We start from the raw sequence: 25,067 nt of genomic DNA on the forward strand, positions 1-25,067 counted from the left end.
TGTTATGAGGTGAAAAGATGAATATTCGGATATTAGGTTATAAAGATGCAGAGCAATATAAAAAGGTTAGATTGCACGGGCTTTTAAATTCCCCAACGTTATTTAGCTCGTCTTTTGAACATGAGAACAATTATACGGTTCCGGAAATTGAACAACGACTTCGCCCACAAGCCGATAAATTTACGCTTGGGGCATTTGAAGAGAACGAGCTGATCGGAATTGCGACATTTAAAAGAGAAACGGGTGCAAAACTAAATCATAAAGGCGTTCTTGTCGGTCTCTATGTTATGCCTGAATCAAGAGGAAAAGGTGTAGCGCGGGATATGATTGAAGAACTGTTGCGCCTATTAAGAGAAAACGAGGGTCTTGAACAGCTGCATTTAACTGTCGAGTCAACAAATGCACAGGCAATCTCTCTTTACGAATCACTAGGATTCAAGCAATTCGCAAAGGAACAGCGTGCACTAAAGATTGACGGCAACTATTATGATCAAGTGTGGATGGCAAAAGAATTATAGCTAATAAAAAAAAGTAAAAGCATTTTTTCTGCTTTTACTTTTTTATGTTATATAGCGCTTCCTGCAGAGCCTTTTGATAAGCGTTCTGAAATGATCAGAACAATGAGGATTAAAATAATCTGCAGCACACCGTATGCGCATGCTGTACCGAACTTGAAGGCATACAGCTTTTGGAAAATTGCAACCGACAATGGAATCGTCGACGTATTATAAATCAAAATCGATGCGACGAACTCCCCAATACTTTGGACAAATGCGAGCAATGTACCGGCAAGAACACCAGACAAAGTAAGCGGAATGACAATTCTTCTGAATGTATACCACCACGATGCCCCTAAACTTCGCGAAGCCTCCTCTACGGACTGATCCAGTTGCATAAGGGAAGCGGATGTTGACCTAAAGACAAGTGGTAAATGCCGGATAAAATACGCAAGCGGTAAAATCCAGAATGAACCGATCAATACTTGATTGAATGTAAACGCACTTTCCGTAGAGAACGCAGCGATTAAGTTAACAGCTACAACCGTCCCCGGCAATGCCCAAGGAATCGTAATTAAAATATCGAGTGCTGTTTTCCCTTTGAAACTAAGTCTGACCATCGCATAAGCAGCAGCAACACCGAATATAATATTGCCGACTGTTGCGATGAAGCCCATTTGCAGCGAGTTCCAAATTGGTCGCCATGTCCGCTCATCAGTAAATAGCGCTTTGTAATGGTCGAGTGTATATTCGGTTGGCAAAATCTGAATTGTCCAGGCACCGTCTTTTGAAAATGATATTAAGATCAGCACTAAAATCGGCATGATTAAAATTAATGTTCCAATGAAGGACAAGGCAACCGCTAAATATTTCAAAGGCTTCGAGCTCACTTCCGACCGGTGAACACTTACGCCTTTACTTAAATTTTGATAGTTACGTCGGTTTTGATACCAGCGCATAATAAGTAAAAAGGTGATGGAAACGAACGATAAAATGGTTGACTGAGTTGCCGCCATATCCAAATTGCCGTTTGTCCGCGATAAATAAATTTGCATCGTCATTGTACGTTCAACCCCGAACATGAGTGGCGCGGTATAGGATGCCATCGACACCATGAAAACGAGCAGGGAAGATGCGATTAAAGATGGGGTAAGCATCGGCAGAATAATCTTCCGCCAAACCCGTATCCGGCTTGCCCCAAGACTTGTTGCGGCTTCTTCCAAAGAAGGGTCAAGCCCTTTAATCGCAGCAGAAGCAGTCAAATAGAAGTACGTATACATCGTGAACGTATGAACCACAATGACACCCCAAATCCCTTTTAATGCAAACGGAACATCTTCCAATTGAAACATCTGCTGAAATAAGCGAGGGAATATGCCACTTTCACCATATAAAAATGTAAAAGATAAAACCCCGACTAAAGGAGGTAATGCCATCGGGACAAGTACTAAAATAGAGAGCAGACGGCGCCCCGGGAAATCATAGCGTTCCAGTAAAAAGGCCATCATAACTCCGACAACAGCACAGCATATGACACTAATGATTGATATATAAAAGCTGTTCCAGAGAGCCTCTAAATTGGCTGTGCTTTCTAAACTAAAAAACTTCTGATAGTTTGCTAGCTGATTGTCGCCAGCAAAGCTCTGAATAAATGTCGAGTAAAATGGATAAATCACATAGGCAAACAATATTAAAAACAGCGGGGAGATAAGGATATAGACAAAATAGCGTGATTGTGTAAGACGAGACCACCAACTCGCTTCGTATGTGTCAACGGATTTTTTGCTCATTGTGTGCCCCCTCTCTTATTCTCCTAGGAAATAAATATTTTGTTTAGGGATATGTAATTCAATCATATCGCCAGCTTGCAGTATTGCAGTACCCCGACTAATAATCATTGCTTTTAACGTTGTATCATTCCATTTCATAAAGTAATTTACGCTGAGTCCGGTAAATTCAATCAGCTCGACGATCCCTGTAACGGAGTTTTCACCAGGACCGCTTTCAAATGCTTCAGGTCGGACGGATACATAAATTTCGTCCCCAATTGATACTTGAAGCCCCGCTGCCAAGTTTTCTGTCAGGCCTTGCAATTCAAGTCCTTTGTCATTTGTTACAGTAATAATATTGTCTTCAATCGATTTTACTTTCATCGTAAGCAAGTTTGTCTCTCCTATAAAAGTAGCGACAAAGCGGTTGTTTGGACGGTGATAAATTTCCTGAGGCGTACCAATTTGTTTGACGACGCCATGCTCCATTACCATAATCCGATCTGACATTGCCATGGCTTCAGTCTGGTCATGGGTAACGTAAATTGTCGTCACGCCCAGCTCTGACTGAATCCGTTTAATTTCAATACGCGTTTCCTCACGTAACTTTGCATCCAAATTGGATAATGGCTCATCCAGCAGCAAGATATCAGGTTCAATGACAAGAGCACGTGCCAAAGCAACACGCTGTTGCTGTCCACCTGATAATTCATTAATTTTGCGTGAGCCATATGGTCCTAAATGAACGAGCTCGCGTATCCGGTCAACCTTTTCTTTAATCGTTTTTTTATCATATTTCCGGATTTCAAGACCGAATGCAATATTTTCATTGACTGTCATATGCGGGAAGAGTGCATAGTTTTGAAACACCATTCCGATATTACGTTTATTAGGCTGCAATGTTGTGACATCCTGATTGTCAAAGTAAATCTTTCCTTGAGAGGGGTAGTAAAATCCGGCGATCATCCGTAATGTTGTTGTTTTACCACAGCCACTCGGACCTAAAAATGTGAAAAATTCACCCGATTTTATATCCAGCTCTAAATCTTTGACGCTTACGACATCACCGAATTTTTTTGAAACGTCGTTAATATGAACAGCTTTCATCCAATCCAACTCCCTTCACACCGACAAATTAGGAAAAGAAAGACCTCTTAATTCAGAGGTCAGTCATATAACTGCTATTTGCCTTTTCCTTTAATATTTGTATCCCAATGTTCCATCCATTCCGCTTCTTTATCGGCCATTACTTGCCAATCAATATCCAATGGTTTTAAATCCAACTCTTTATACCAGTCCGGCATTGCATCCGCCGCAATATCCGTACGTGTTGGAATTTGGTAATACTCTTTTGAAAGTTCAACCATTGTTTCTTGGTCGAACAGGAATTCCATAAATAACTTCGCGTTCTCTTCGTTTTTAGCATTGTTTACAATACCGACTGCATCGACTAAAATCGGTGCGCCACTTTCCGGATAAATAAAGTCAAACGTGTAATCCGTTGTATGTTTTTTCAGTAAAATATCCTGTAAGTTCCATAACGAAATTGAACCTTCCTGGCGAGCCAGTTTTAAATACAATGCGTTAGGATCTTGTGTATATTCTTTCGTGTTCGCATCCAGTTGCATCAGCCAATCATAGCCTTTTGACGGATCATCAGCACCTTGGCGGAAAATCATGGAAGAATAAATTGTGCGCATCGTTCCTGAAGCAAGAACACCGCGAATTAAAATTTCATCTTTCCACTTCGGATCAAGTAATTCGTCCCAATCCTGTGGTCCTTCTTCTGGTGACATTACCTCACTGTTAATCATAATCACTTCAGGTAACAGCATTTCACCGACCCAACGATTTTGTTCATCTTTATGAAGAGGGTCAATGGAATCGATAAATGAAGGATCCCACTGTAAAAGTAAATCTTCATTTGCAGCAACCATCATCGCTGACTGTGTACCGCCCCACCAAAAATCGCCTTGTGGGTTGGCTTTTTCGCCACGGACACGCTCTAAAATCTGCTGTGCACCCATTGTCATATATTCCACTTCGATATCCGGGTAACGCTCGTTAAATTTTTCGATAACACCCTGTACCATGTTTTCGTCACGCCCTGTGTAAATGACGAGCTTGCCGGAAGCATTTTCTTCTGTCGTACCTTCTGTCGTGCCGCTATCGCCTTGCGTTGACTCATTTGTCGTCTCTTCGGCGTCGCTACACGCAGCCAAAACTAATAAAAGAGTTGTGAGAATAAGAGAAAGCCAAGTAAATCTTTTCATCCGATGTCCTCCTTACATAAAGTTTTTTCTTTTTCATTCAGAATAAAAGGATATCTATTCCAATTTCATTTTATCTACAATTTTTTAATATTCAAACAAATATCCCTATAACTTTTAAATTTTTACAGTTGCTGACTTGAAAAAAATAAATTTTTGTGATGAAATTTCTGGAATGGAGAAGGGGAGAGGGTCTTAAGCCAAGTTAAATATGAAGAAATTTGTTTTATTTAAATTTATTAAGGGAATTATAAAAGCATCAGCACAACAGCGGTTTTTCCCGTTAATTTGGAATTATATACGGTTGGACGTGCTTCTCATCTCACGAATAATGGAACTTAATTTACCGGAGGAGTGAAAATATGAGTAAAAGTAATAAAGAAATTGCATTGCAAATTTTAAATGAAAACAGTATTGGCGTTATGGCCACAAATAATAATGGTGTGCCGAATTCGCGCTATATGACATTTGACTACGTACAGTCAAAGCTGTATACGGTGGCGCTGGAAGATTCTGAAGTAGTCCGCGAAATTACCGAATATGGCGGTACCCATATTTTATTAGGCTATGAAAGCGATGGCTTACTTGAAACGTTTTTAGAAATTGAAGGCAATGCAGCGACAACATTAAACGATGCTGTGAAGCAGCAGCTGCTTGAAAAATATCCGGAGCATGCGGACGGAAACTTTGTGCTAATTCAAGTTACGCCGACACGAATGAGAATTATGAATAAAAACGGAAAAAACCAGGAAGAGATTCAACTATACTAAGGGAGGCAGTGTAATGGAAACATTAAAAGAGAAAGTACTTTCAATTATTAAAGACCATAAAATCGGGACAATGGCTACATTAAACGGACGTCACCCTTATGTTCGTTACATGACATTTACAAATGAAGATTTCACGCTCTATGCGACAACAACTGAGGACTCTCAGAAAGTGTACGATTTAAATGAAAATCCTTACACTCATATTTTACTGGGCTATACAAAAGAAAATCTGAATGCACCGTATTTAGAAATTACAGCAAAACTAAGCGAAGTAAAGGATGATTCATTAAAATTGAAAATCACAAACTTCTTTAAAGATGTATTTACTTCTGAAGACGGGGATATGGTTACGCTTCAATTTGATCCGATTACAATCAAATTAATGAATGATGGTGAACCCCAGGAGCTGAAACTGTAAAGTCTTAATTTAATCAGTTTAGTAAAGCAATGGCATATCGTTGTCATTGCTTTTTCTGTTGTTAAGAATAAAAATCAGCATCCAAGTTAATTTATTTTGCTATTTTATTTAACCGTGAGCATAAATGGGGAACGATGAAAGCAACAGAAATAGTTTGTCCTGGATTCTTTGCTATGAAAAAATTACATAAAAGTCACACTGCAAAAAAAGCACACAACAATAAATAAAAGCTCTTATGGCGTAGTAATGAATACTACCGCATAAGAGCTTTTGTAATTAAATTAGAAACATTGGAAAGTCAGTATTGAATTTCGGTTAACGGAACTGAATACCCAACCGAAACGACTCCATCTAAAGCCTAAAATAACATTTTGCGTAACAAACGTCGGGAAGAACCAGAAAGTGTTTCCGTTTCGTTGCCATATAAACGTATTACGGAAAATACAACGTCTTATACCACTGGAACCTTGCTGTGACTGGCTAGCGGATAGTTGTTGCATTTGCGGAGTAAAGCTAGGGGGCGGTCCGGCTGGCATTTGAGTATTGCCGCCCGGTCCACCACCAGGACTTCCAGGGAAGCCACCAGGACCACCGCCTGGGAAACCTCCAGGACCACCTCCCGGGAATCCCGGTCCAGGTCCAGGGAAACCACCTGGGCCTCCAGGGAAACCACCTGGGCCTCCAGGGAAACCTCCCGGGCCTTGTCCTGGTGGTGCAGGGAAAAACTGTTGTTGAAATGGTTGTCCTTCAGGGCTCTCATCAAAGCGTTCAAACGGATTTTGATACAACAAGCATACCTTCTTTCTTAAGTATTCTTTGTAATGTATGTAGATGCGGGTAAACGCCAATAGGAATTCGCCTATTAATAGATGAAATACCGTAATGATCATAATTTTCGCCCAAAGATGTGATTTCCATTAGGATGTTTTATTTCATAATGAATTAGGGGAAATTGTTAATGAAAGGATAATTATTTAAATAAGGATAGAAGATTTGAAAAATGTGTGTAACTGGACTAAAATTTACTATGTAGATAAGAAAGAGAAGGGAATTTATAATGAAAAAATATTTGTTTGCTATAATCCTATTGTTGTTGGCAGGTTGTAGTAATGGAGAAAGTACAAAAGTTACATTTACCGAGAAACAGGCAGTACCATTTGAAATTATTAAGTATGATGAAAAAATTGCGCCCATTTATGAATCGCTCGTTCCGCATATTGCCTATGCAAATACACAAGGACAATTTGAATCACTTCAAGGTCGCTTTGATGTAGACAATTTCACAATTGATATGGATAAGTATATGGCAGTATTTATTGTCACTTACTCTGGCAGCTGTGGTACTTCAGTCGATAATGTTTACAAACATGATAATTACTTGGCTGTTCAATTGATCGACAATGTCGGACAAAAATGTGAAGACGAAGGTATGCCTCATACATTCGTTCTCCAAGTAGAGAAAGATGATTATGAAAAAGTCCAATTATATAACGGGAAAATTATAAAATCTTCTGTCGATGTAGAATAAATTTATTAAAAGTTTTCAGCTTTGGTTTTTCAAAGTTGAAAGCTTTTTTTGTAATTTTATATTTTTTGGGCACAATTAATTGTGATTTGAAAATAAAAACTATATAATTTTCTTAAACTATAACGTGATGGTTTTAGAGGGCAGAATTCTCTTAAATGAATTAGTAACTTCACCATCATTGTTAGCATGTTCAATAAGATAGTTGGGTACATAAGAGAAAGACCAATTATTATTAAATTATTTGTGGAGGTGAATCCCTCACGCTGAGGGAAGTAATTGGACGTAAACACCATATTAAACATTATTTTATTAATTATCTTTTTAGGCTTAACCGCATTTTTCGTAGCAGCAGAATTCGCTGTCGTAAAAATCCGTAAATCCCGTATTGATCAATTGATTTCAGAAGGCAATAAAAAAGCAGTCATTGCAAAAAAAGTAGCAGGGGATCTTGATTATTATTTATCTGCCTGTCAGCTTGGAATTACAATTACAGCAATCGGTTTAGGTGCGTTTACAAAGCCGTATGTAAAAGAACTGCTGCACCCGGTATTTGACTGGTTAAATGTTTCTGATGTAGTAGCTTCGGCTGCTTCTTATGTAATTGCACTTGCTATTGTAAGTTATTTGCACGTAGTAATTGGGGAAATGGCGCCAAAAACTTTAGCGATTCAGTTTTCCGAAAAAGTGACATTAATGCTTGCAGGACCGCTTTATTGGTTCGGTAAAATTATGTATCCGTTTATCCAGGCATTGAATGGAACATCTCGTTTATTATTACGCGCAATCGGTGTTAAATCAGCAAGTGAAGAGCAGGCCTATTCGGAAGAGGAACTGAAAATTATTATGGCTCAAAGTTTCCAGGGCGGCCAAATAGACCAGCAAGAACTGAAATATTTAGAAAATGTATTTGCTTTTGATGAACGTGTTGCAAAAGATATTATGGTGCCGCGAACAGACTTAGTTACAATCGACAAAGATATGAGCGCAGAAGAGATTATCCAAATTTTAGATGAACATAACTATACACGTTATCCGATTGTTGAAAATAATGATAAAGACCGCATTATTGGTGTCGTCAATGCTAATAAGCTTCTTAGCTATATCGTTTCAAATCGCACGGTACAGCTCGAGCAGTTTTTAACGAAAGTCCCGTTTGTTTTAGGCGTGACGAGTATTCAAGATGCACTGTTAAAAATGCAAAAGGCGAAAGTGCATATGACGGTTATTATCGATGAATATGGCGGTACTGCCGGTGTCTTAACAATGGAAGACGTTTTGGAAGAGTTGGTTGGAGAGATTCGAGACGAATTTGACGAGGATGAAGTAGATGATATCCGCAAGTCAGGAGAAAACGAGTATACGATTAATGGCCGTGTACTGCTTGATGAACTGGAAGATCGCTTCGGATTTGAGTTTGAGGACAGTGAAGAGATTGATACAATTGGCGGCTGGATTCAGCATACAAATATCGACTCAATCAAAAACGGAGAAGAGCTTCAAATCGGTGATGAAATAAAATTCGACGACCATATTTGGGTCATTTCAGATATGGACAATTATCATATTAAAGAAGTTGTATTAAGACAATATAAACTTCAGCAGTAAATGATCGATACTTTATATGTCTTGGAGGTGAATCCCTCATATTTCGGGGGAATTAATTGGACAGTATTATAATAATAAATTTAATTTTAATTGCGGTATTTATTTTGTTAACAGCCTTTTTCGTTGGGGCAGAATTCTCGATTTTAAAAGTGCGAATGTCACGAATCGATCAGCTTATCGCAGAGGGTAATAAAAAAGCCATCACTGCAAAAAAGGTGACAAAGGATTTGGATTACTATTTATCGGCCTGTCAGCTTGGGATTACGATTACAGCATTAATTCTTGGTGCACTCGGTGAACCAACCGTAGAAAAAATGCTTGAGCCTGTTTTTGACTATTTCAGCATTCCTGCGGCAGTTGCAACAGCCCTTTCTTATGTAATTGCGTTATCAGTTGTTACTTTTTTACACGTAGTACTTGGCGAGTTGATGCCAAAAACATTGGCCATCCAATATGCTGAAAAAATGACGCTTTTATTAGCACCGCCACTTTATTGGTTCGGGAAAATTACAGGACCGATTATTTCCGTATTAAATGGTTCTGCTCGTGGACTGCTAAAAATTTTTGGTGTCAAACCTGCTGGACACGATACAGTTTACTCGGAAGAAGAGCTTAAACTGATTGTGACGCAAAGTTATGAAGGCGGAGAGATCAACCAGACGGAGCTTGCCTATTTAGAAAATATTTTCGCTTTTGATTCGCGAAAGTTACGGGAAGTAATGATTCCGCGCAGTGAAATGATTACAATCGAAAAAACATCTACATTACAGCAAATTCTTAACGTAATTGATGAATACGAATTTACGCGTTACCCGGTCATTGATCGTACTAAAAATACTGCAGCCTTTATCGGTTTCATTAACACTAAGGAAATGCTGACAGATATTGCTGCAGGACGTACGAATTCTTTCATTACGTACATTCGTGAGATTCCTCGCTATAAAGAAACGGTGGCGATAAAAGATGTGTTTTTAAAAATGCAGCAATCGCGCAACCATATGGCAATTGTAACGGACGAAAAAGGCATCACAATCGGTCTTGTTACGATGGAAGATATCCTGTCCGAAATTGTGGGAGAAATTGAAGATGAAGATGATGGGGAAATTATCGTTCCCTCAACTTAAAGTGAAATTCCAATCCGTGGGGTATTTTTCAGCCCCGCAGATTGTTAGTTGAACCAATCAGGCATTAACGGGGATTTTTACTTTCGTTAATGCGGGATAAAAAAAGGTCGTAAATGATGGTTGTATCATCCATTATTTGCGGCTTTTTTGCTATATTAACGAAAGCCGCTCAAATAGATTATAAGGACAATTGTCGTTATAATTGAAGGAATAAGGAGTTGAAGAATATGCAATGTGGGGCAAAATGCTTTTTAGTAGAAATTGAGCATAATGGCGAAAAAAAGCAAGTTCAAGTAAAAGCAAGATCGTCAGTACGTGCCAGAAAAACAGTACGTATTCAATATGAAGAAGCCGTTAACATCCTGTCAGTAAAGGAAGAAAAATAACAATGAGCAACCAATAATAAGGTTGCTCATTTTTTCATTTGTTTTGTTTGTTCTGCTTTTCTAACTTTATTTGTTTAACTAAATGTAGGATTAACATAATGATTCCGACTGTACAGAATAGAAGACTGACGATAAATAATACTAGCCATGCTGTAATGCTCCAATTAGTTGTGAAAAAGATGGAAATGATTAATAAAAGCATCCCGACAAATAACACAAGATAGCCCTTTTTAGATAATGACACTGCAAACCCTCCTTAAATACATATCATAAAAATAACATAATGTTGGCAGACTTATCTATTTAAAAGGTTCCATTACCTAATAGAAAGATGATTTCCATTCTCGTCCGGATGCATTCCGCTTATGTTACAATTCGGTAAGGAATACTAATTCAAGAAATGAGGCGCAGTACATGGTTCAATCGCTCAACCAATTTATTCAAAGGTGGATGCCGGTATTAACACCGCTCAGTTTAGTCATCGGTGTTCTGCTCGAAAAAATCGGTACACATTTTCTTTTTCTAGTTCCGATATTATTTGCGGTCATGACTTTCATTAGCAGTTTGAATCTGAAATTTCGCGATATAAAAGTGTTTAAACAATACCCTAAAACGATTTTATCGATGATTGCATTTCTACATATACTCATGCCTTTATGGGCATTCATTCTGGCGGAGCTCATATTCGATGACCGCCTATTAACAATCGGTTTTCTCATTTCCGTTGCCGTGCCAACAGGAGTTACGAGCGTCATTTGGGTGACGATCAGTAAAGGAAACTTGCCTTTATCACTCGCCATCATTTTGATTGATACATTGCTTGCTCCGATTCTTATGCCGTTAATCTTGCATTTAGTTGTTGGAGAGTCTATTTCGCTAAATACGCCAGCGCTTATTTTTGATCTCATTTGGATGATTGTTTTACCTTCGATATTAGGTATCCTCGTCAATGAATGGACAAAAGGAAAGCTGTTCGAACAATATGGTAAACCAATGTCTTTAATCTCGAAGCTCTGTTTGTTCGCAATTATTATGATTAATAGTAGTGCGATTGCCCCCTATGTAAAAACGATAGATTGGGAGCTCGCGAAAGTAATTGCTGTAGTTCTCTTTTTAGCAGTTTCGGGGTATGTATTTTCTCTTTTATTAGGCCGTCTATTTTGGAAATCAGAGGCCGATCAGGCGACATTTGTCTTTAATGGGGGAATGAGGAATATTGCGGTAGGGGTCGTTATCGCTACAACATATTTCCCGTCAAAAGTAGCAATGCCGGTCGTTTTCGGGATGTTATTCCAGCAAGTATTAGCTTCAATATTTTATAAAATCATCCGAAAAAATTCGGAAATAGAGTAAAGACGTTCGTTAATAGTGTACTGTGGAAAAATACAGTTGTGTTATTTGGTCGCACATTGTATTATTGGTCTATAGTAAATTATTTAATTTTAAAGAGTTATATAAAAATGAAGCTTCAGCCGGAGAAATATTGTGGTGCAATGATCCCATTCACTTACTCGTCTCAAACATCCAGAAGCAATGTAACATCTTAGAATAGCGGGGGAAATTATGAAAAGATTGTTCGAAAAATGGAACAGCATTAACTTAGTAAACCGTATTATTATTGGTATAATAATTGGCGTTATTTTAGCACTAACGATTCCTGATACGGTAAGTGGTATTACCATTCTAGGGACTCTATTCGTTTCAGCTTTAAAAGCAGTTGCACCAGTTTTGGTATTTGTGCTTGTTATTAATGCGATTGCTTCACATGTTGGCGGCAAAGCAACAAATATGAAAATGATTCTTGCTTTATATGGGGTTGCGACATTAGCAGCGGGATTTGTAGCAGTCGTTGCAAGCTATATTTTCCCGACAGTATTAACTTTAAAAACAGAAGCACAGGATGTGACACCGCCTAGCGGGATCCTTGAAGTGTTTGAAACATTATTGTTCAATATCGTGACAAATCCGGTAACTGCTATTATGAATGCAAATTATCTGGGTATATTAGCTTGGGCAGTAGTTTTAGGGATTGCTTTAAAAGCAGCCAATGATTCAACAAAAGGTGTTATTGCGAATTTTTCGGATGCAATTACGAAAGTTGTACAATGGATTATTAACTTAGCACCATTCGGTATATTAGGAATAGTATTTGAAGCGATTTCTACGACAGGCCTTTCAGCATTAGGGGAATATGCCCGTCTAATTCTAATTTTAGTAGGGACAATGTTCTTCGTGGCACTCGTTGTGAATCCGCTAATTGTATATGCGGTAGCAAGAAGAAATCCGTATCCGCTTATTTTTACATCTATTAAAGAGAGTGGAATTACTGCCTTCTTCACACGTAGTTCAGCGGCCAATATTCCAGTCAATATGGCATTGGCAGAAAAGCTGAAATTAGATAAAGATACATATGCTGTATCGATACCTTTAGGTGCAACAATCAATATGGGCGGAGCAGCGATTACAATTTCCGTGCTAACGATGGCAACTGCTAATACATTAGGCATCGAAGTGGACTTTATGACTGCAGTTATCTTAATGGTACTGGCTGCACTGTCTGCTGCAGGTGCATCTGGTGTTGCAGGCGGCTCACTGTTATTGATTCCGTTAGCGTGTAGCTTATTCGGGATTTCAGATGATATTGCAATGCAAGTCGTGGCAATTGGTTTCATCATCGGTGTAATTCAGGATTCTTGTGAAACAGCATTGAATTCTTCGACAGATATCGTTTTTACAGCAGCAGCTGAATATGCGAAAGAACGTAAACAAAATTAACAAAAACTGTGCTGAACGGAATCGATTCCGGTTCAGCACAGTTTTTTTATTATTCAATCAGCACCGCCGGCAGTAATGTCACTATCATAACGCCCTGTATTGGAATGCTCTGCAGCAGAGAAAATAATTGTGGAGAAGTCTACATCGTATGAGGGTAAGTCACCGATTGCTTCAGTCGATGTGTATATTTGGGTTGCTACAAGCAGAGAGTTAAAATGCATCCGATCTAACTTTATAAAGCGGCATATTTCTTCATGCATATCATGGAGTGCCGGGAACTGGTGAACTTCAAACTTGGCGAGTGAGAGCAGGGCAATCGTATTGTAACGGTGCGTTGTAAGTGTTATTTCTGTCTTATTAATATAAGTCACCAGCTCTTTTAACCGGGCAAAGGTTTCGTGATGAAAATTCCCTGTTCCGATTGTTAAAATGACAGCTGTATTTGTCGTGTCCTTAGTACGTTCAAATCCGATTGACACAAGTGCCTGATAATACTGCTCCACACTGTTTGCCAGTACTTTTGTGTCTTCCGCCCGTCCGGCTAGCATCGCGTTAGTGGAGAGTTTTAACGGTGCATATTTTACGCTTTGTTTGTTCATTAAATCTTTAATTAACAGATTGATTCGCTCGATATGTTCTTCCGATTTTAAATAGGCAGCCGCAATATAGCTGTCATCATGGCGGGTAAACTGCTTTGTAAGAGATTTGTGGAGATTTAAAGCATCACCGACTTTTTCAGGTTCCTTTGCATAATGAACAAAGTATGTATTAATAATTTGAGTATTAACTCGAGCAAAGTTATACCATTTTGTATTGTTTTTGATTTGCTGACGGACTTTTTCATAATCTTCATAGTTGAATACGATATTGCGGACAGTCAGCTTTAATGCAAGGTCAATATAAAAATATTTTGCATCAGCCCCAAAATATAAAACGATTTTATCAATGTTTGTAAAAAATAATTGTAATTGAGCATTCATCCCGATCACCTCTTACTTAATACATACGTTTTAATCGAGGAGAAGTTTCATTAAAATATTCGCGAAATAATAAAAACCGTTTACAAAATACAGCATAAATCGATAGAGTATTGTATGATAAATAAGTGATAAATCAAATATAAAGACCGCTGAACAGATTGAGAGGAAGTATAGTAATGACTCGACAACCATTTTTACCGATTATAGTCGGTACTGATATTAATGCATATAACATGGCGATTTCTTTCCATGAAGAATATAAAATCCGTCCGATTCTAGTAGGAAAAGGTGTTTTGCCTTTTACGAACTTAAGCAATATTCCACGTGCAATTGAGTATGACAAAAAACTTGGTGAACCGGACCAGTTTGCCAAAATATTAATTAGCGTAGCGAAGAAATATGAAAATGAAGCGGAAAAACTGATTTTAATTGGCACAAACGATTTATACGTCCGTTTAATTATTGAAAACCGAGCGATCTTAAGAGATTATTTCGTGTTCAACTATATCGATGAGAATTTAATGAATGACTTGCAGATTAAATCCAATTTCTATAAGCTGTGCGAACAATACGGCATCGATATTCCAACGACTGTATTTTATGATTGCAAAACAGATGGTGCATTTGAAACCGACATGATGTATCCGGTTATTATTAAACCAAGTAACGGGATTGAATACAGCCGTCATCCATTTACAGGCCAGGCCAAAGTATTCAAAGTGGAAAGCAAAGAAGAAGTTCAAAATGTAATCGATATGATTAAAAATAGCGGTTACCAGGAAGAACTCATTATTCAGGATTATATTCCCGGTGATGACACAGCAATGTGGGATTCGGTTGTCTATGTCAATTCAAAAGGGGAAACACAGCTTGTATCGTTTGCACAAGTTGTCCTTCAGGAACATACGAAAACGGCGATCGGCAATTACACAGCGCTAATAACTCGCTACAACGAAGAAGTGATGACGAAACTGCGCGGCTTTTTGGAAGCGGTCGGCTATCGCGGCTACGGTAACTTTGATTTGAAATACGATGAACGTGACGGGAAGTTTAAAGTGTTCGAAGTAAATATCCGTCAAGGTCGTTCAAGTTATTATATTAACGCTATGGGTCATAATTTGGCGCGCAATTTTGTTGAAGATCTGATTCACGATATTCCGAAACCTTGCTCGTATTTAAAAGGAGATGTCCTGTTTTCAGTCGTTCCGAAAATTGTATTGAAAAAATTCGTTTACGATGAAACGGTGAAAAAGGATATTCGACGTCTAATCAAGGAAAAGAAACTTGTAAATCCGTTGTTCTATAAACAGGACAAGCATTTGAAACGCAAAATCTACATGTTTATCCGTCAGGTCAACTACTATAAAAAATATAAACAAAACGTTTGGTAAACATCAGCCGATTAACAGGAACTTTCTGTTAATCGGCTGTTTTCATTATCTGAAAATCTTATACCAAAATGTTATAGTTAAAGAAAATTGAAAAGAGTGATATTTATGACGGTACATACATTTACGTTAACGATTGACTGGCCAGGGGGACGAAATGCGGTTGGGGACTTGAAAACCGAACGATTGCAGACACAAATTTCGATTCCGCCGGAAATGGATGGTCCTGGTATTGGTACAAATCCGGATGAAATGCTGCTAGGTGCTGCGGCAACCTGTTATTTAATTACATTGGCGGCAATGCTTGAGCGAAGCCAAATTGACGCGAAGCTGGATTTGAAGTCAGAAGGGCTTGTTGATGTGACAAATGGAGTTTTTACTTACAAAGCGATCCACCATTATGTCGATATTGATCTGCAGAACAAAGAAGATGAACGTACCCGTCGTATAGCGGAACGCTATGCATATAAGGCAGAGGAAACTTGTATGATTAGTAAAGCGTTAAAAGGGAATGTAGAAGTGCATACACATTTAACTTTGACCTAAAGGGGCGATTTGAATGGATTTTATTTCAGCTATAATTCAACTGCTCATTGCATCCGCGCTTATATTCTTTATTAGCGGTCGTTTAATCGGCTCACAAATAAGTCTCATGAAAAGAATATTATCCGTGCTAATTAGTGTTTCATTAACGACCTTTGTTTTTTGGTATACATATTTGCGTGGATCGGACTATTATGACCAAGGAATCGTTTCAAATGTTGTCAACATAACAACAATTATCTGGCTCGGCAGTATGCTTCTGATTTCGATGCTGCTTTATCTGTTCTTCGAGCTGTTTGATTCGATAGAATTGAATGAAAACGGCACACCTGTCGGCAGACGTTCCTATTTTAAAACACTCATTACGTATTGGAAGCGTCAAAAACGATTGCGTGAAGTGGTGGGGATTGCTGTAACGAACGGAGTCACACGAACGATGAAATATGCCCGTGCACGCGAAGATGAACGTGAACTGGCAAAGGCATTACGGGATACACTTGAGCAGTGCGGCGGGGTATTTATTAAATTTGGTCAAGTACTGTCAACACGTAAAGAGCTCTTGTCTCCGATTTTTATTGATGAACTTGAAAAGCTTCAGCAACATGTAAAACCGCTTTCCGAACATCAAGTAGACCAAATAATTGCCGAAAACTTTAATGCGGGAACGAATCAAATCTTCTCCTATATAAGTAAGACACCGTTAGCTTCCGCTTCGATCGGTCAAGTACATAAAGCGGTGTTAAAGGAAACAGACGAACCTGTTGTTGTGAAGTTTTTACGGCCTGACGTGAAAAATATAATGCAGGATGATTTATCGATTTTAATGGAGTTTGCCAGATGGATTACCAGCAAATCACAGTGGGCTGAAAATTTAGGATTTTACGATTTGGCGAAAGGCTTCAGCATGGCATTGAAGGAAGAAATTGATTTTAATATCGAGGCCCGCAATATGGAGCAAGTTGCCAAAATTGTAGAACGTGGCAGTATCGACGTAAAAGTGCCGAAAGTATACCGGGAGTGCAGTAATTCCAATGTTGTGGTGATGGAATATATAAAAGGGAAGTCCGTTACAGTAGCTAATGAACTATTTACAGATTTGGGCACTGACCGTCATCAGTTTGCAAAAACATTATTGTATTCGTTTTTAGAGCAAACGCTTATTTCTGGAATTTTCCATGCTGATCCGCACCCAGGGAATATTTATATTGAGGAAACAACCGGACGTGTCGCGATTCTCGATTATGGGGCTGTCGGCCGTTTAGCTGAATTGCAGCAGGAAGGGTTAAAGTATTTCCTTGTCGGAATTCATCAAAACGATGCAGCACTTGTTGTTGATGGGATTGCCCAGCTTGTAGAAAATGCCGAGCAGATCAATCGGCATGAAATGGAGCAGGCGATTAGCCAGATTCTGCTGAAAATCAACTATGTGTCGACGATCCCGACTGATGAGCTAATGTACTCCATTTTCTCTGTTGTGCGTGAGTTTGGACTCCATTTCTATCCTTCCGTCAACGTGGCATTACGTGCGATTGTAACATTGGACGGTACATTGTCTATTATTTGCCCAGGATTTAGGATTTTCAGTGAAGTAAAAGACTTCTCCAATGATTATTTGAAATCAAGCTTCCTGAAACCTTTCAAACATCCGGTAGAGACGAAAGACTTAATCGAAGAAGAACTGGCACTGATGTTGCCGAATTTACGGAAAATACCGCGCCGGCTTGATCAGTTGTTCAGAAAAGTGGAGAGCGGGAAAATCATTTTGCATCACGATATTTTCTCAGATAAAGCGAATTCCATGTTTATAACACAGCTGTTTTCACGGTTTGTTTTGCTGATGGTCGGAATTACATTTGGGATTATATCGGTTGCATTACTAGCAATCTCGCAATTTATTCATAATGCTTATGCAATTTATTTAAATACGGCTGCTTATTTAGGTTTGTTTTTATGTGCGATTTTGCTCGTGCGATTATCCATTCAAGCAATCCGAGATATGAAGCGTACAAAGTAGAGGTCCTTTTACAGGATCTCTATTTTTTTATCCTTCTCCGCTTTAACACTTTACTATAATAAAATACTAAATCACTAGAAGATTAATGTATTAGCAGGTAAACAATTTTTTAGAAATAAAACGTATAAAGGCCTTAAAATAAGCATTTTCGACTTAACTATTGTTTTAAAGGTGAAATATTAGTAGCAATTAACTGCTATTTAAACAATAATAAAATTGAGAGATAAGAATAGTTAAAAGGGGTGCGGTAAATGATTCAGTTAAACGGACAAAATTTATCGATCGAACAATTAGGGAGCATTTTATATAATGGGGAAAAAGTAGAAATAGCAGAGGAAGCGATAGTACGTGTTGTTAAAAGTCGTGAAGCAGTGGAAAGAATTGTTCAGCAGGATAAAACCGTATACGGCATTAACACAGGGTTTGGAAAGTTTAGCGATGTGAAAATTGCGGAGCACGAAGTAAGCAAGCTCCAAGTTAATTTAATCCGTTCCCATGCATGCGGTTTTGGGGAACCTTTTTCGGAACAAGTTGCAAAAGCGATGATGGTGCTTAGATTAAATGCACTATTAAAAGGGTTATCAGGTATTCGCTTGGTAGTGCTGGAACGGCTGTTATGGATGATTAATGAAAATGTTGTTCCTGTTATTCCACAGCAAGGTTCACTTGGAGCATCGGGAGATTTAGCACCACTTTCTCATTTAGTTTTGGCGGTTATTGGGGAAGGAGAAGTATTTGTAAATGGTAGTAAACATCCGTCACATGAAATATTTGAACATCGGGGACTGCCGAAAATTGAACTGCAGGCAAAAGAAGGTCTTGCATTAATTAATGGAACCCAGGCAATGACTGCACAAGGCGTAGTCAATTATTTGGAAGCCGAGAAACTGGCTTATGCGAGTGAATGGATTGCCTCAATAACAATGGAAAGTTTATACGGGATTATCGATGCCTTCCATCCAGCTGTTCATGAAGCGCGCGGCATGCAAGAACAAATGGGTGTTGCAGAGCGTATGCGTGATTGGTTAAAGGATAGTAAACTCATTACACATCAAGGGGAAAAGCGGGTGCAGGATCCGTATTCGCTTCGCTGCATCCCGCAAATCCACGGAGCGAGTTGGCAAGTATTGAATTACGTCAAAGAAAAGCTCGAAATCGAAATGAATGCGGCAACAGATAATCCGCTCATTTTTGATGACGGTGGTTTAGTCATTTCAGGAGGAAACTTCCATGGACAGCCAATTGCGTTTGCGATGGACTTTCTGAAAATCGGGATGGCGGAGTTAGCCAATGTATCAGAGCGACGTATTGAGCGATTAGTAAACCCGCAGTTAAATGAAGGGCTGCCTGCATTTTTAAGTGCGAATCCAGGACTTGAATCAGGCGCGATGATATTGCAATATAGCGCAGCAAGTTTAGTATCGGAAAATAAAACATTGGCACATCCCGCATCAGTTGACTCCATACCGTCTTCTGCGAATCAGGAAGACCACGTTTCGATGGGTACGACAGGGTCTCGCCATGCGCGCATGATTATTGCCAATGTAAGAAATGTACTGGCAATCGAGGCATTTTGTGCCGCACAGGCAGTGGAATATAGAGGTGTAGAGAATATGTCGCCAAAGCTTTATGAGAAGTGGAAAGACATTCGTAACTTAGCACCTGCCATGACGGAGGATCGGATTTTCAGCAAAGACGTGAATCGTATCATCGACTACTTGAAACCGAACGGGTAAGTATTTACAGCAACATTCTACCGGTGCTTTTGTTATAATAAGTGTTTAGTAGAAAGAGGAGATTTATTATGACAAAACCACATTTATTAATAATTGATGGAATGGCACTATTGTTTCGTTCATTTTTTGCGTCAGCAGCGATGAATCAATTTATACGTTTAGATGACGGAACACCATCAAACGGTGTTCAAGGCTTTGCCCGTCATGTATTGACAGCACAGAATCTGATGCAGCCGACACATTTAGCTGTTTGCTGGGATATGGGTGCGGTTACGTTCCGCAATGAACTGTACGATGGCTATAAAGCAAATCGACCTGCACCACCGGAAGAGATGCTGCCGCAGTTTGATATGGCTAAAAGAGTATCGGAAATGATCGGATGGCAAAACTTTGGAACACAAGGTCTTGAGGCGGATGATTTAATCGGATCAATGATTGAAAAGTGGAAAGACGATGCTCAAATTACTGTGATTAGCGGAGATAAAGATTTACTGCAATTACTAAACCCTTCGACAACGATTGCCTTTACGAAAAAGGGCTATACAGAATACGATGTGTATACGGAAAGCCGATTTGTTGAGGAATATGGCATTGCGCCAAAACAATTCGCTGAAGTTAAAGCGTTTATGGGAGACACAAGCGATGGTTACCCGGGGGTAAAGGGCATTGGGCCGAAAACAGCGTTACAGCTTATTCAAAACCATGGTTCCATTGATGGCGTATTAGAAGCATTGCCGACATTAAAGCCTGGCCAACGTATTAAAATCAGTGAAAATTTAGCGATGTTACGATTATCGCATCAATTGGCTACAATACACTGCGATGTACCGATTGACATAGAGCTGGATCAATTAGCATTAGCACCTTATGCTCCGGAGTTATTTGAACACATTGAAAAGCATGGCTACCGCTTAATCGCGAAACATGCGCGTTCGATTTATAAATAAAATGCGAAAGAGGTTGTGCACAGTTGCACAACCTCTTTTTAATGGGAAATGATACGTTCACCTTTGACTTTTACAAGCTCCACATCCACTTTCCGAATAGTAGACTCGTCAAGAGGAATATTTCCATCTTGTTCATACTTTTTCCAAGTTTTCAAATCTTTTCGATACAATACCTCAGCTAACCGGTAAATATCAGCATCAAATTTTAAGGAAGCTTTATAGGTTTGCTCGATTTCTTCTTTTACTTGCTCCTTAATCTTACTTTCTAATAAATCCATTTTATTTTCATCACGCATTTCATTTGTTTGAACAACCAATTGCACTTGTAAATCGAATTGCACATTACTATCGGAAACAATTGGTGTAATTTTAGAACGCACTTCGTCAACGGTTGTCGTTGTATATAATTCTTCAAATTCTTCCGTTTTAACGGTAATATCTGAGCGGTCTGTTTCATTTTCCAGCCATTGAATACCTTTTAAATCGTCGCCTAATAAGTTCCCTTTTAAACCAGAGTTCTTACCGAGAATGCTTATGCCTTTAAATGAATAGACTGGGTCCGGTCCATCTTCCTTTGACCAGTTTTCGCTAATTTCGATGAATGGTATTTTCGTTTCATGACTAGGTTCATTCAAATGAATCATAAGTTCCCGTAATTGTATAGGACGGACCCGGGATGACTGATTAAATGAACTGAGCGGGTCGGACACCTTTGAAAGGGTAATGGATTTATTAATAATGGGTGTGATGAGCAAAGCTTCCTTAAGTGGTGAATCTGTAATATAAGCCCAAGTTGTATACCTCCATTCCCTGTAACGGATAAGGGAATTGATAACAGGTTCTACTTTACCTTCCTTTGCGATATTTTCCGAAAAGAGAACATAGTTTAAATGCCCTAAAAAGAAGCGTTCATCCATCGTTTGATATAAATTAAAAAATGCTTCATCAAAAGTCTTTCCTTTGGCAATCCCAACTTCAGCCTGCGTAGCTTCCGGGTTTGGCTGTTCGCTTTTAGCAATATTAGTGAAAGCAACAACTTGACTATAAATTTCATATTGATCTTCTTTATAATCGATTCCTAGGCCAAGTAAATAATACATACGTTCAGGCTGATTTGTATCCCAGCAGCCAGCAACTAAAAGTAACAATGGAAATAAAAGTAATTTCTTCATTTTGTTTTTTCCTTTGTTTTATCTTTAACATTTAATACTTCCGGTCGTTTAGTGTTAGAAGTTGCTGGTGGACGGAACAGGGACATTTTTAAATTATCCCAGCTCAAATTGACTGCTATATTTAAATAAGGAACTCCAAATACACGGATATTCGCGATATAAACAAGGCAAATATAAATAGATAAGAAGAAGCCGAAAAGTCCTAAAATCGATGTAATAATAATAATTACAATTCGCAGCATGCTTATCGTTGTAACGAGGGACTGATTGACAAGTGTAAAGGTAGCAATCGTTGAAATGGCTATGACCACAATCATTGCCGGACTTGTAATCCCAGCTCGGATGGCTGCATCCCCTATAATTAAACCTCCTACAACACTGATCGTTCCACCTAAAATACTCGGTAAGCGTAATCCCGCTTCACGAAATAACTCGAACATAAAAAGCATTCCAAGCATTTCTAAAGCAGCAGGCAGTGGGGAGCCCGTATTTGCTTGTACAACTGTCGCAAGTAATTGAATTGGGAGCTGCTCTTGATGAAATGTTGTTAACGCAAGCCAAAAAGCTGGAAGTAAAAGCGCTATTAATATGCAGAATAAACGTAATAATCTTTCAAACGAGCTGAATATCGACGGGAAATCATTATCCTCTCCGGACTTTAATAATGTTAGAATATTGGCGGGCGTAATAATTGCGTATGCAATTCCGTCTACTAAAATGATAAAGCGTCCGGTAACGAGTGCTTGCATCGCGAAATCAGGACGACCTGTCGAATCATTTAAAGGAATTAAATATGAAATTTTATTCATCCGTTCCATTATTAATTCACCACTTAGAATAACATCTGTATCAATTTCAGAGAGTTGTTTTTTTAATTGTTTTAAGATAGATAAATCTGCAATGTCATTAAAATATAAAATAGCGATTTTTGTTTTTGAACGTGTTCCTAACGTTATCTTTTCAACACTTAAAGAATTCGTAGGCAGACGTTTGCGTATAAGAGCAATATTTACACCTAAATCTTCTATGAAGTTATCACGTGGACCTTTAATAGTTACTTCTAAGTTTGTTTCCTCAGGGCTTCGATTAGGCTTGTTTTCAATATTGCTGCATAACAGTATATTTAAATTCTCGATATAAATAAGAACAAATCCGCTAAATACATTCGTAATAGCTTCTTGCAAATCTTCAATTTTCAATAGCTGGGGAAGATGCAGTTTCTGCATTAAAACTGCCTCATCAAATTGTTCCTTTTGTTGGCATGCCATTCTTAATCGGGGTACGACTACTTCATTGAATAAATGATTATCTGTCATCGCTTCACAGGTGATGAGCATAACATTGCTTGCAGGGAAGTCGAATGTTTGAAAGCGAATATCAGCACAATTATCAAATTGCTTTTTTAAGGTAGCGTATTCAATCATTATATTCCAACTTTCGCTTCGATTTTCGATTTACTAATATTAAGAGAATAAATGAAAGTACGAAAAAGAATAACGTAGTACTTATTAGAAAATATTGCCCCTTCCATTTGCTAAATATACTGTCATCGAGTAAATAAAGAGGCAGCGAGCAAAAAACAAAGAGCGGAAAAGTATATTCCCAAACTTTCTTCTTTTGACCAGTGAACCCTAATAGCTCGATAGTTATGAATAATATAAAACCAACACGTACAAATGCACCTGTAAGCCACTGGTAAATAGAAAAGAAATCGATATGGTTTATAAAGCTTCCGATTGAGGCAATTCGCCATTCTTCAAATGCGGGGTAGCGCTGTTTAGCAGCCTCAGTTGGTCCGAATTCTGCAATTGCCCCCAATAAGGGACCTAGTGTTAAACCAAATAGTATAAAGAGCATGATTAATAAATGCCAAAATTTAAGCTTTGTTTTAAAGTGCTGCTGAATGAATACGAGCAAATAAAGCTCAATAAAGCCGGAAGCAGGATATACCATAGATGTGAAAACCGGTGTAAATCCATGCTCGAAAAATGGCTGCAGCAATGCATAATCTTTCACTTGAATATTAACAATGGCGATAAAGAAACCAAGGACGACAACACCAAACAAGACGACAACATTGACCATCGTAATCGTTAATATGGAGGATGTTGCCAGTAAAAAGCATACAATTGTAAAAAAGAAAAACAAAAGCAATGGCGGCGTTTGCAGCAAAAAGGTTGTTGAAACCCATTGTAGTGTTTCATGCATTGTAATAACGGCCATGAGAAGCAAGTAAAAAGCGATAATAAAAATAAGCACTTTGCCCAGCTTTGGGTAATTGTTTAGTAAATACATACGAATTGATTCGTCTTTAAGTTTTTTTAATGTGATAAAAGGAAGAACTAACCAGGGAATCATTAAAAATATTGAAAAAATAACAGAAAACCAAGCATCACGACCTGCTCCATTTAGTAAGGATGGAATAATCGTGACATGGTTTTTTAACCCGATGAATGTCATCGTTAAAAAAATTATATGTAAAATACTAATAGAGCCAACTGATTTCATAATATATCCTCGCAGTTTTTTTACAGTAATAGCCAATTGACTAAGCATTTATTCAGAAAAAGGAACAGCAGTAGCATAAAATGCTACTGCTGTTCCTTTTCGATTTTCACAAAGCTTAAAATATTGCGTTGGTCATCATATTTAAAAGTCCGGATTTGACTGTCACGGTTACGACCGCCATTATCATGAATCGTTAAGTAGAGTTCATCGTCTTTTATTTCATAACCAATTAACGGTACCCAGTGGTATTTATAGAGAGGGGTATAATTTTTCAAAAACTGCCCGGTAAAATACACATCAAACTTCATCGCTACCGGATTACCTAAGCGTAATTGCTCAATCGCCTGTGTTAATGTACATTCCTCGATACACCAGTCTTCCCCTAGCAATCGACGCAAGTTTCTGATCATCCGCCATTTAAAAAGTCCGATTTTTGTGCCGCCTAAAAATTTATAAAGTTCATTTACATCTTTTGTGCGGATTTTTTCGTCTTCGCATAAGTAATTCAAAATAACGTGTGCAGTCGTTGGGCCGCATGCCGAGTTTTGATATTCAGGCCGGATGTCCGAACTATATTGTGACCTGCCATTTACATTTAATAATACTCGCATACTAAAAACCTCCAAATTGTTATAAA

At 38.5% G+C, this 25,067-nt stretch carries 24 protein-coding genes; 14 read left to right on the forward strand and 10 right to left on the reverse strand.

Going from position 1 to position 25,067, the window contains the following annotated elements:
* The first annotated feature begins 17 nt into the window (after window positions 1-17).
* Complete coding sequence (locus tag ACQKN3_RS13775) at window positions 18-518, forward strand: N-acetyltransferase family protein (protein ID WP_427712309.1); 501 nt, start codon at window positions 18-20, stop codon at window positions 516-518.
* A gap of 47 nt (window positions 519-565) precedes the next feature.
* Here the strand turns inward: ACQKN3_RS13775 and ACQKN3_RS13780 are convergent, their stop codons facing one another.
* The 3 genes from ACQKN3_RS13780 to ACQKN3_RS13790 form a co-directional block, all read right to left on the reverse strand.
* Window positions 566-2,287, reverse strand: coding sequence for an ABC transporter permease (locus ACQKN3_RS13780; protein WP_427712312.1), 1,722 nt, complete (start codon window positions 2,285-2,287; stop codon window positions 566-568).
* Between the two features lie 15 nt (window positions 2,288-2,302).
* Window positions 2,303-3,373: an ABC transporter ATP-binding protein gene (locus ACQKN3_RS13785; RefSeq protein ID WP_251690126.1), complete on the reverse strand. Its 1,071-nt coding sequence runs from the start codon at window positions 3,371-3,373 to the stop codon at window positions 2,303-2,305.
* Between the two features lie 74 nt (window positions 3,374-3,447).
* Window positions 3,448-4,539 (reverse strand): extracellular solute-binding protein, encoded by a 1,092-nt coding sequence (locus ACQKN3_RS13790; protein ID WP_251690125.1) that lies wholly within the window; start codon window positions 4,537-4,539, stop codon window positions 3,448-3,450.
* Window positions 4,540-4,898: 359 nt separating this feature from the next.
* Here ACQKN3_RS13790 and ACQKN3_RS13795 point away from each other — a divergent pair, with 359 nt between their 5' ends.
* Together ACQKN3_RS13795 and ACQKN3_RS13800 are read left to right on the forward strand one after the other, a co-directional pair.
* A complete protein-coding gene (locus ACQKN3_RS13795; protein WP_427712317.1) occupies window positions 4,899-5,306 on the forward strand; it encodes a pyridoxamine 5'-phosphate oxidase family protein in 408 nt (135 codons plus the stop codon).
* A 13-nt stretch (window positions 5,307-5,319) separates the two neighbouring features.
* Entirely contained in the window at window positions 5,320-5,724 is a 405-nt protein-coding gene (locus ACQKN3_RS13800) for a pyridoxamine 5'-phosphate oxidase family protein (protein ID WP_251690123.1), read from the forward strand.
* A gap of 281 nt (window positions 5,725-6,005) precedes the next feature.
* On the opposite strand, the gene ACQKN3_RS13805 is transcribed toward ACQKN3_RS13800, so the two are convergent.
* Window positions 6,006-6,512 carry a hypothetical protein gene (locus ACQKN3_RS13805; RefSeq protein ID WP_427712319.1) on the reverse strand — a complete coding sequence of 169 codons (507 nt, stop codon included), beginning with the start codon at window positions 6,510-6,512 and terminating at the stop codon, window positions 6,006-6,008.
* Between the two features lie 269 nt (window positions 6,513-6,781).
* On the opposite strand from ACQKN3_RS13805, the gene ACQKN3_RS13810 reads away from it, so the two are divergent.
* The 4 genes from ACQKN3_RS13810 (at window position 6,782) to ACQKN3_RS13825 (ending at window position 10,367) form a co-directional block, all read left to right on the forward strand.
* Window positions 6,782-7,252, forward strand: a complete 471-nt coding sequence (locus tag ACQKN3_RS13810; RefSeq protein ID WP_427712322.1) for a Fe-S oxidoreductase — start codon at window positions 6,782-6,784, stop codon at window positions 7,250-7,252.
* Window positions 7,253-7,528: 276 nt separating this feature from the next.
* On the forward strand, window positions 7,529-8,857 hold the full coding sequence (locus tag ACQKN3_RS13815; RefSeq protein ID WP_427712324.1) for a hemolysin family protein: 1,329 nt from the start codon (window positions 7,529-7,531) through the stop codon (window positions 8,855-8,857).
* Between the two features lie 56 nt (window positions 8,858-8,913).
* Window positions 8,914-9,981, forward strand: a complete 1,068-nt coding sequence (locus ACQKN3_RS13820; protein WP_427712326.1) for a hemolysin family protein — start codon at window positions 8,914-8,916, stop codon at window positions 9,979-9,981.
* Window positions 9,982-10,208: 227 nt separating this feature from the next.
* The gene (locus ACQKN3_RS13825) at window positions 10,209-10,367 is read left to right on the forward strand and encodes a hypothetical protein (RefSeq protein WP_339172928.1); all 159 of its coding nucleotides are present in this window, start codon (window positions 10,209-10,211) and stop codon (window positions 10,365-10,367) included.
* 34 nt (window positions 10,368-10,401) lie between these two features.
* Here ACQKN3_RS13825 and ACQKN3_RS13830 read toward each other — a convergent pair whose 3' ends face one another.
* Entirely contained in the window at window positions 10,402-10,611 is a 210-nt protein-coding gene (locus tag ACQKN3_RS13830) for a hypothetical protein (RefSeq protein WP_251690117.1), read from the reverse strand.
* 170 nt (window positions 10,612-10,781) lie between these two features.
* Between ACQKN3_RS13830 and ACQKN3_RS13835 the strand changes: the two genes are divergently transcribed.
* Window positions 10,782-11,720 (forward strand): bile acid:sodium symporter family protein, encoded by a 939-nt coding sequence (locus ACQKN3_RS13835; protein ID WP_251690116.1) that lies wholly within the window; start codon window positions 10,782-10,784, stop codon window positions 11,718-11,720.
* Window positions 11,721-11,930: 210 nt separating this feature from the next.
* On the forward strand, window positions 11,931-13,142 hold the full coding sequence (sstT, locus tag ACQKN3_RS13840) for a serine/threonine transporter SstT (RefSeq protein WP_427712330.1): 1,212 nt from the start codon (window positions 11,931-11,933) through the stop codon (window positions 13,140-13,142).
* 53 nt (window positions 13,143-13,195) lie between these two features.
* Here the strand turns inward: sstT and ACQKN3_RS13845 are convergent, their stop codons facing one another.
* The gene (locus ACQKN3_RS13845; RefSeq protein ID WP_427712332.1) at window positions 13,196-14,122 is read right to left on the reverse strand and encodes a DUF4003 family protein; all 927 of its coding nucleotides are present in this window, start codon (window positions 14,120-14,122) and stop codon (window positions 13,196-13,198) included.
* 176 nt (window positions 14,123-14,298) lie between these two features.
* Here ACQKN3_RS13845 and ACQKN3_RS13850 point away from each other — a divergent pair, with 176 nt between their 5' ends.
* From ACQKN3_RS13850 to ACQKN3_RS13870, 5 genes are all read left to right on the forward strand, one after another.
* The gene (locus ACQKN3_RS13850; protein ID WP_427712335.1) at window positions 14,299-15,513 is read left to right on the forward strand and encodes a carboxylate--amine ligase; all 1,215 of its coding nucleotides are present in this window, start codon (window positions 14,299-14,301) and stop codon (window positions 15,511-15,513) included.
* A 105-nt stretch (window positions 15,514-15,618) separates the two neighbouring features.
* The gene (locus tag ACQKN3_RS13855) at window positions 15,619-16,056 is read left to right on the forward strand and encodes an SACOL1771 family peroxiredoxin (RefSeq protein WP_427712338.1); all 438 of its coding nucleotides are present in this window, start codon (window positions 15,619-15,621) and stop codon (window positions 16,054-16,056) included.
* 13 nt (window positions 16,057-16,069) lie between these two features.
* Complete coding sequence (locus tag ACQKN3_RS13860) at window positions 16,070-18,067, forward strand: ABC1 kinase family protein (protein ID WP_427712340.1); 1,998 nt, start codon at window positions 16,070-16,072, stop codon at window positions 18,065-18,067.
* 251 nt (window positions 18,068-18,318) lie between these two features.
* The gene (gene hutH / locus ACQKN3_RS13865) at window positions 18,319-19,803 is read left to right on the forward strand and encodes a histidine ammonia-lyase (protein WP_427712342.1); all 1,485 of its coding nucleotides are present in this window, start codon (window positions 18,319-18,321) and stop codon (window positions 19,801-19,803) included.
* 68 nt (window positions 19,804-19,871) lie between these two features.
* On the forward strand, window positions 19,872-20,750 hold the full coding sequence (locus ACQKN3_RS13870; protein ID WP_427712345.1) for a 5'-3' exonuclease: 879 nt from the start codon (window positions 19,872-19,874) through the stop codon (window positions 20,748-20,750).
* A 38-nt stretch (window positions 20,751-20,788) separates the two neighbouring features.
* Here ACQKN3_RS13870 and ACQKN3_RS13875 read toward each other — a convergent pair whose 3' ends face one another.
* The 4 genes from ACQKN3_RS13875 to ACQKN3_RS13890 all read right to left on the reverse strand — a co-directional run bounded on the left by ACQKN3_RS13875 (window position 20,789) and on the right by ACQKN3_RS13890 (window position 25,041).
* Window positions 20,789-21,922 (reverse strand): Ger(x)C family spore germination protein, encoded by a 1,134-nt coding sequence (locus ACQKN3_RS13875; RefSeq protein ID WP_427712348.1) that lies wholly within the window; start codon window positions 21,920-21,922, stop codon window positions 20,789-20,791.
* The gene (locus ACQKN3_RS13880) at window positions 21,919-23,346 is read right to left on the reverse strand and encodes a spore germination protein (RefSeq protein ID WP_427712351.1); all 1,428 of its coding nucleotides are present in this window, start codon (window positions 23,344-23,346) and stop codon (window positions 21,919-21,921) included. The genes ACQKN3_RS13875 and ACQKN3_RS13880 overlap by 4 nt, the downstream gene beginning before the upstream one ends.
* A complete protein-coding gene (locus tag ACQKN3_RS13885) occupies window positions 23,339-24,430 on the reverse strand; it encodes an endospore germination permease (RefSeq protein WP_427712354.1) in 1,092 nt (363 codons plus the stop codon). The genes ACQKN3_RS13880 and ACQKN3_RS13885 overlap by 8 nt, the downstream gene beginning before the upstream one ends.
* An 83-nt stretch (window positions 24,431-24,513) precedes the next feature.
* Window positions 24,514-25,041, reverse strand: a complete 528-nt coding sequence (locus ACQKN3_RS13890; protein ID WP_427712356.1) for a C39 family peptidase — start codon at window positions 25,039-25,041, stop codon at window positions 24,514-24,516.
* Window positions 25,042-25,067 lie beyond the last annotated feature (26 nt).

It is taken from the genome of Solibacillus sp. NPDC093137 (genome assembly GCF_050280445.1).
GTDB classification, from domain to species: domain Bacteria; phylum Bacillota; class Bacilli; order Bacillales_A; family Planococcaceae; genus Solibacillus; species Solibacillus isronensis_B.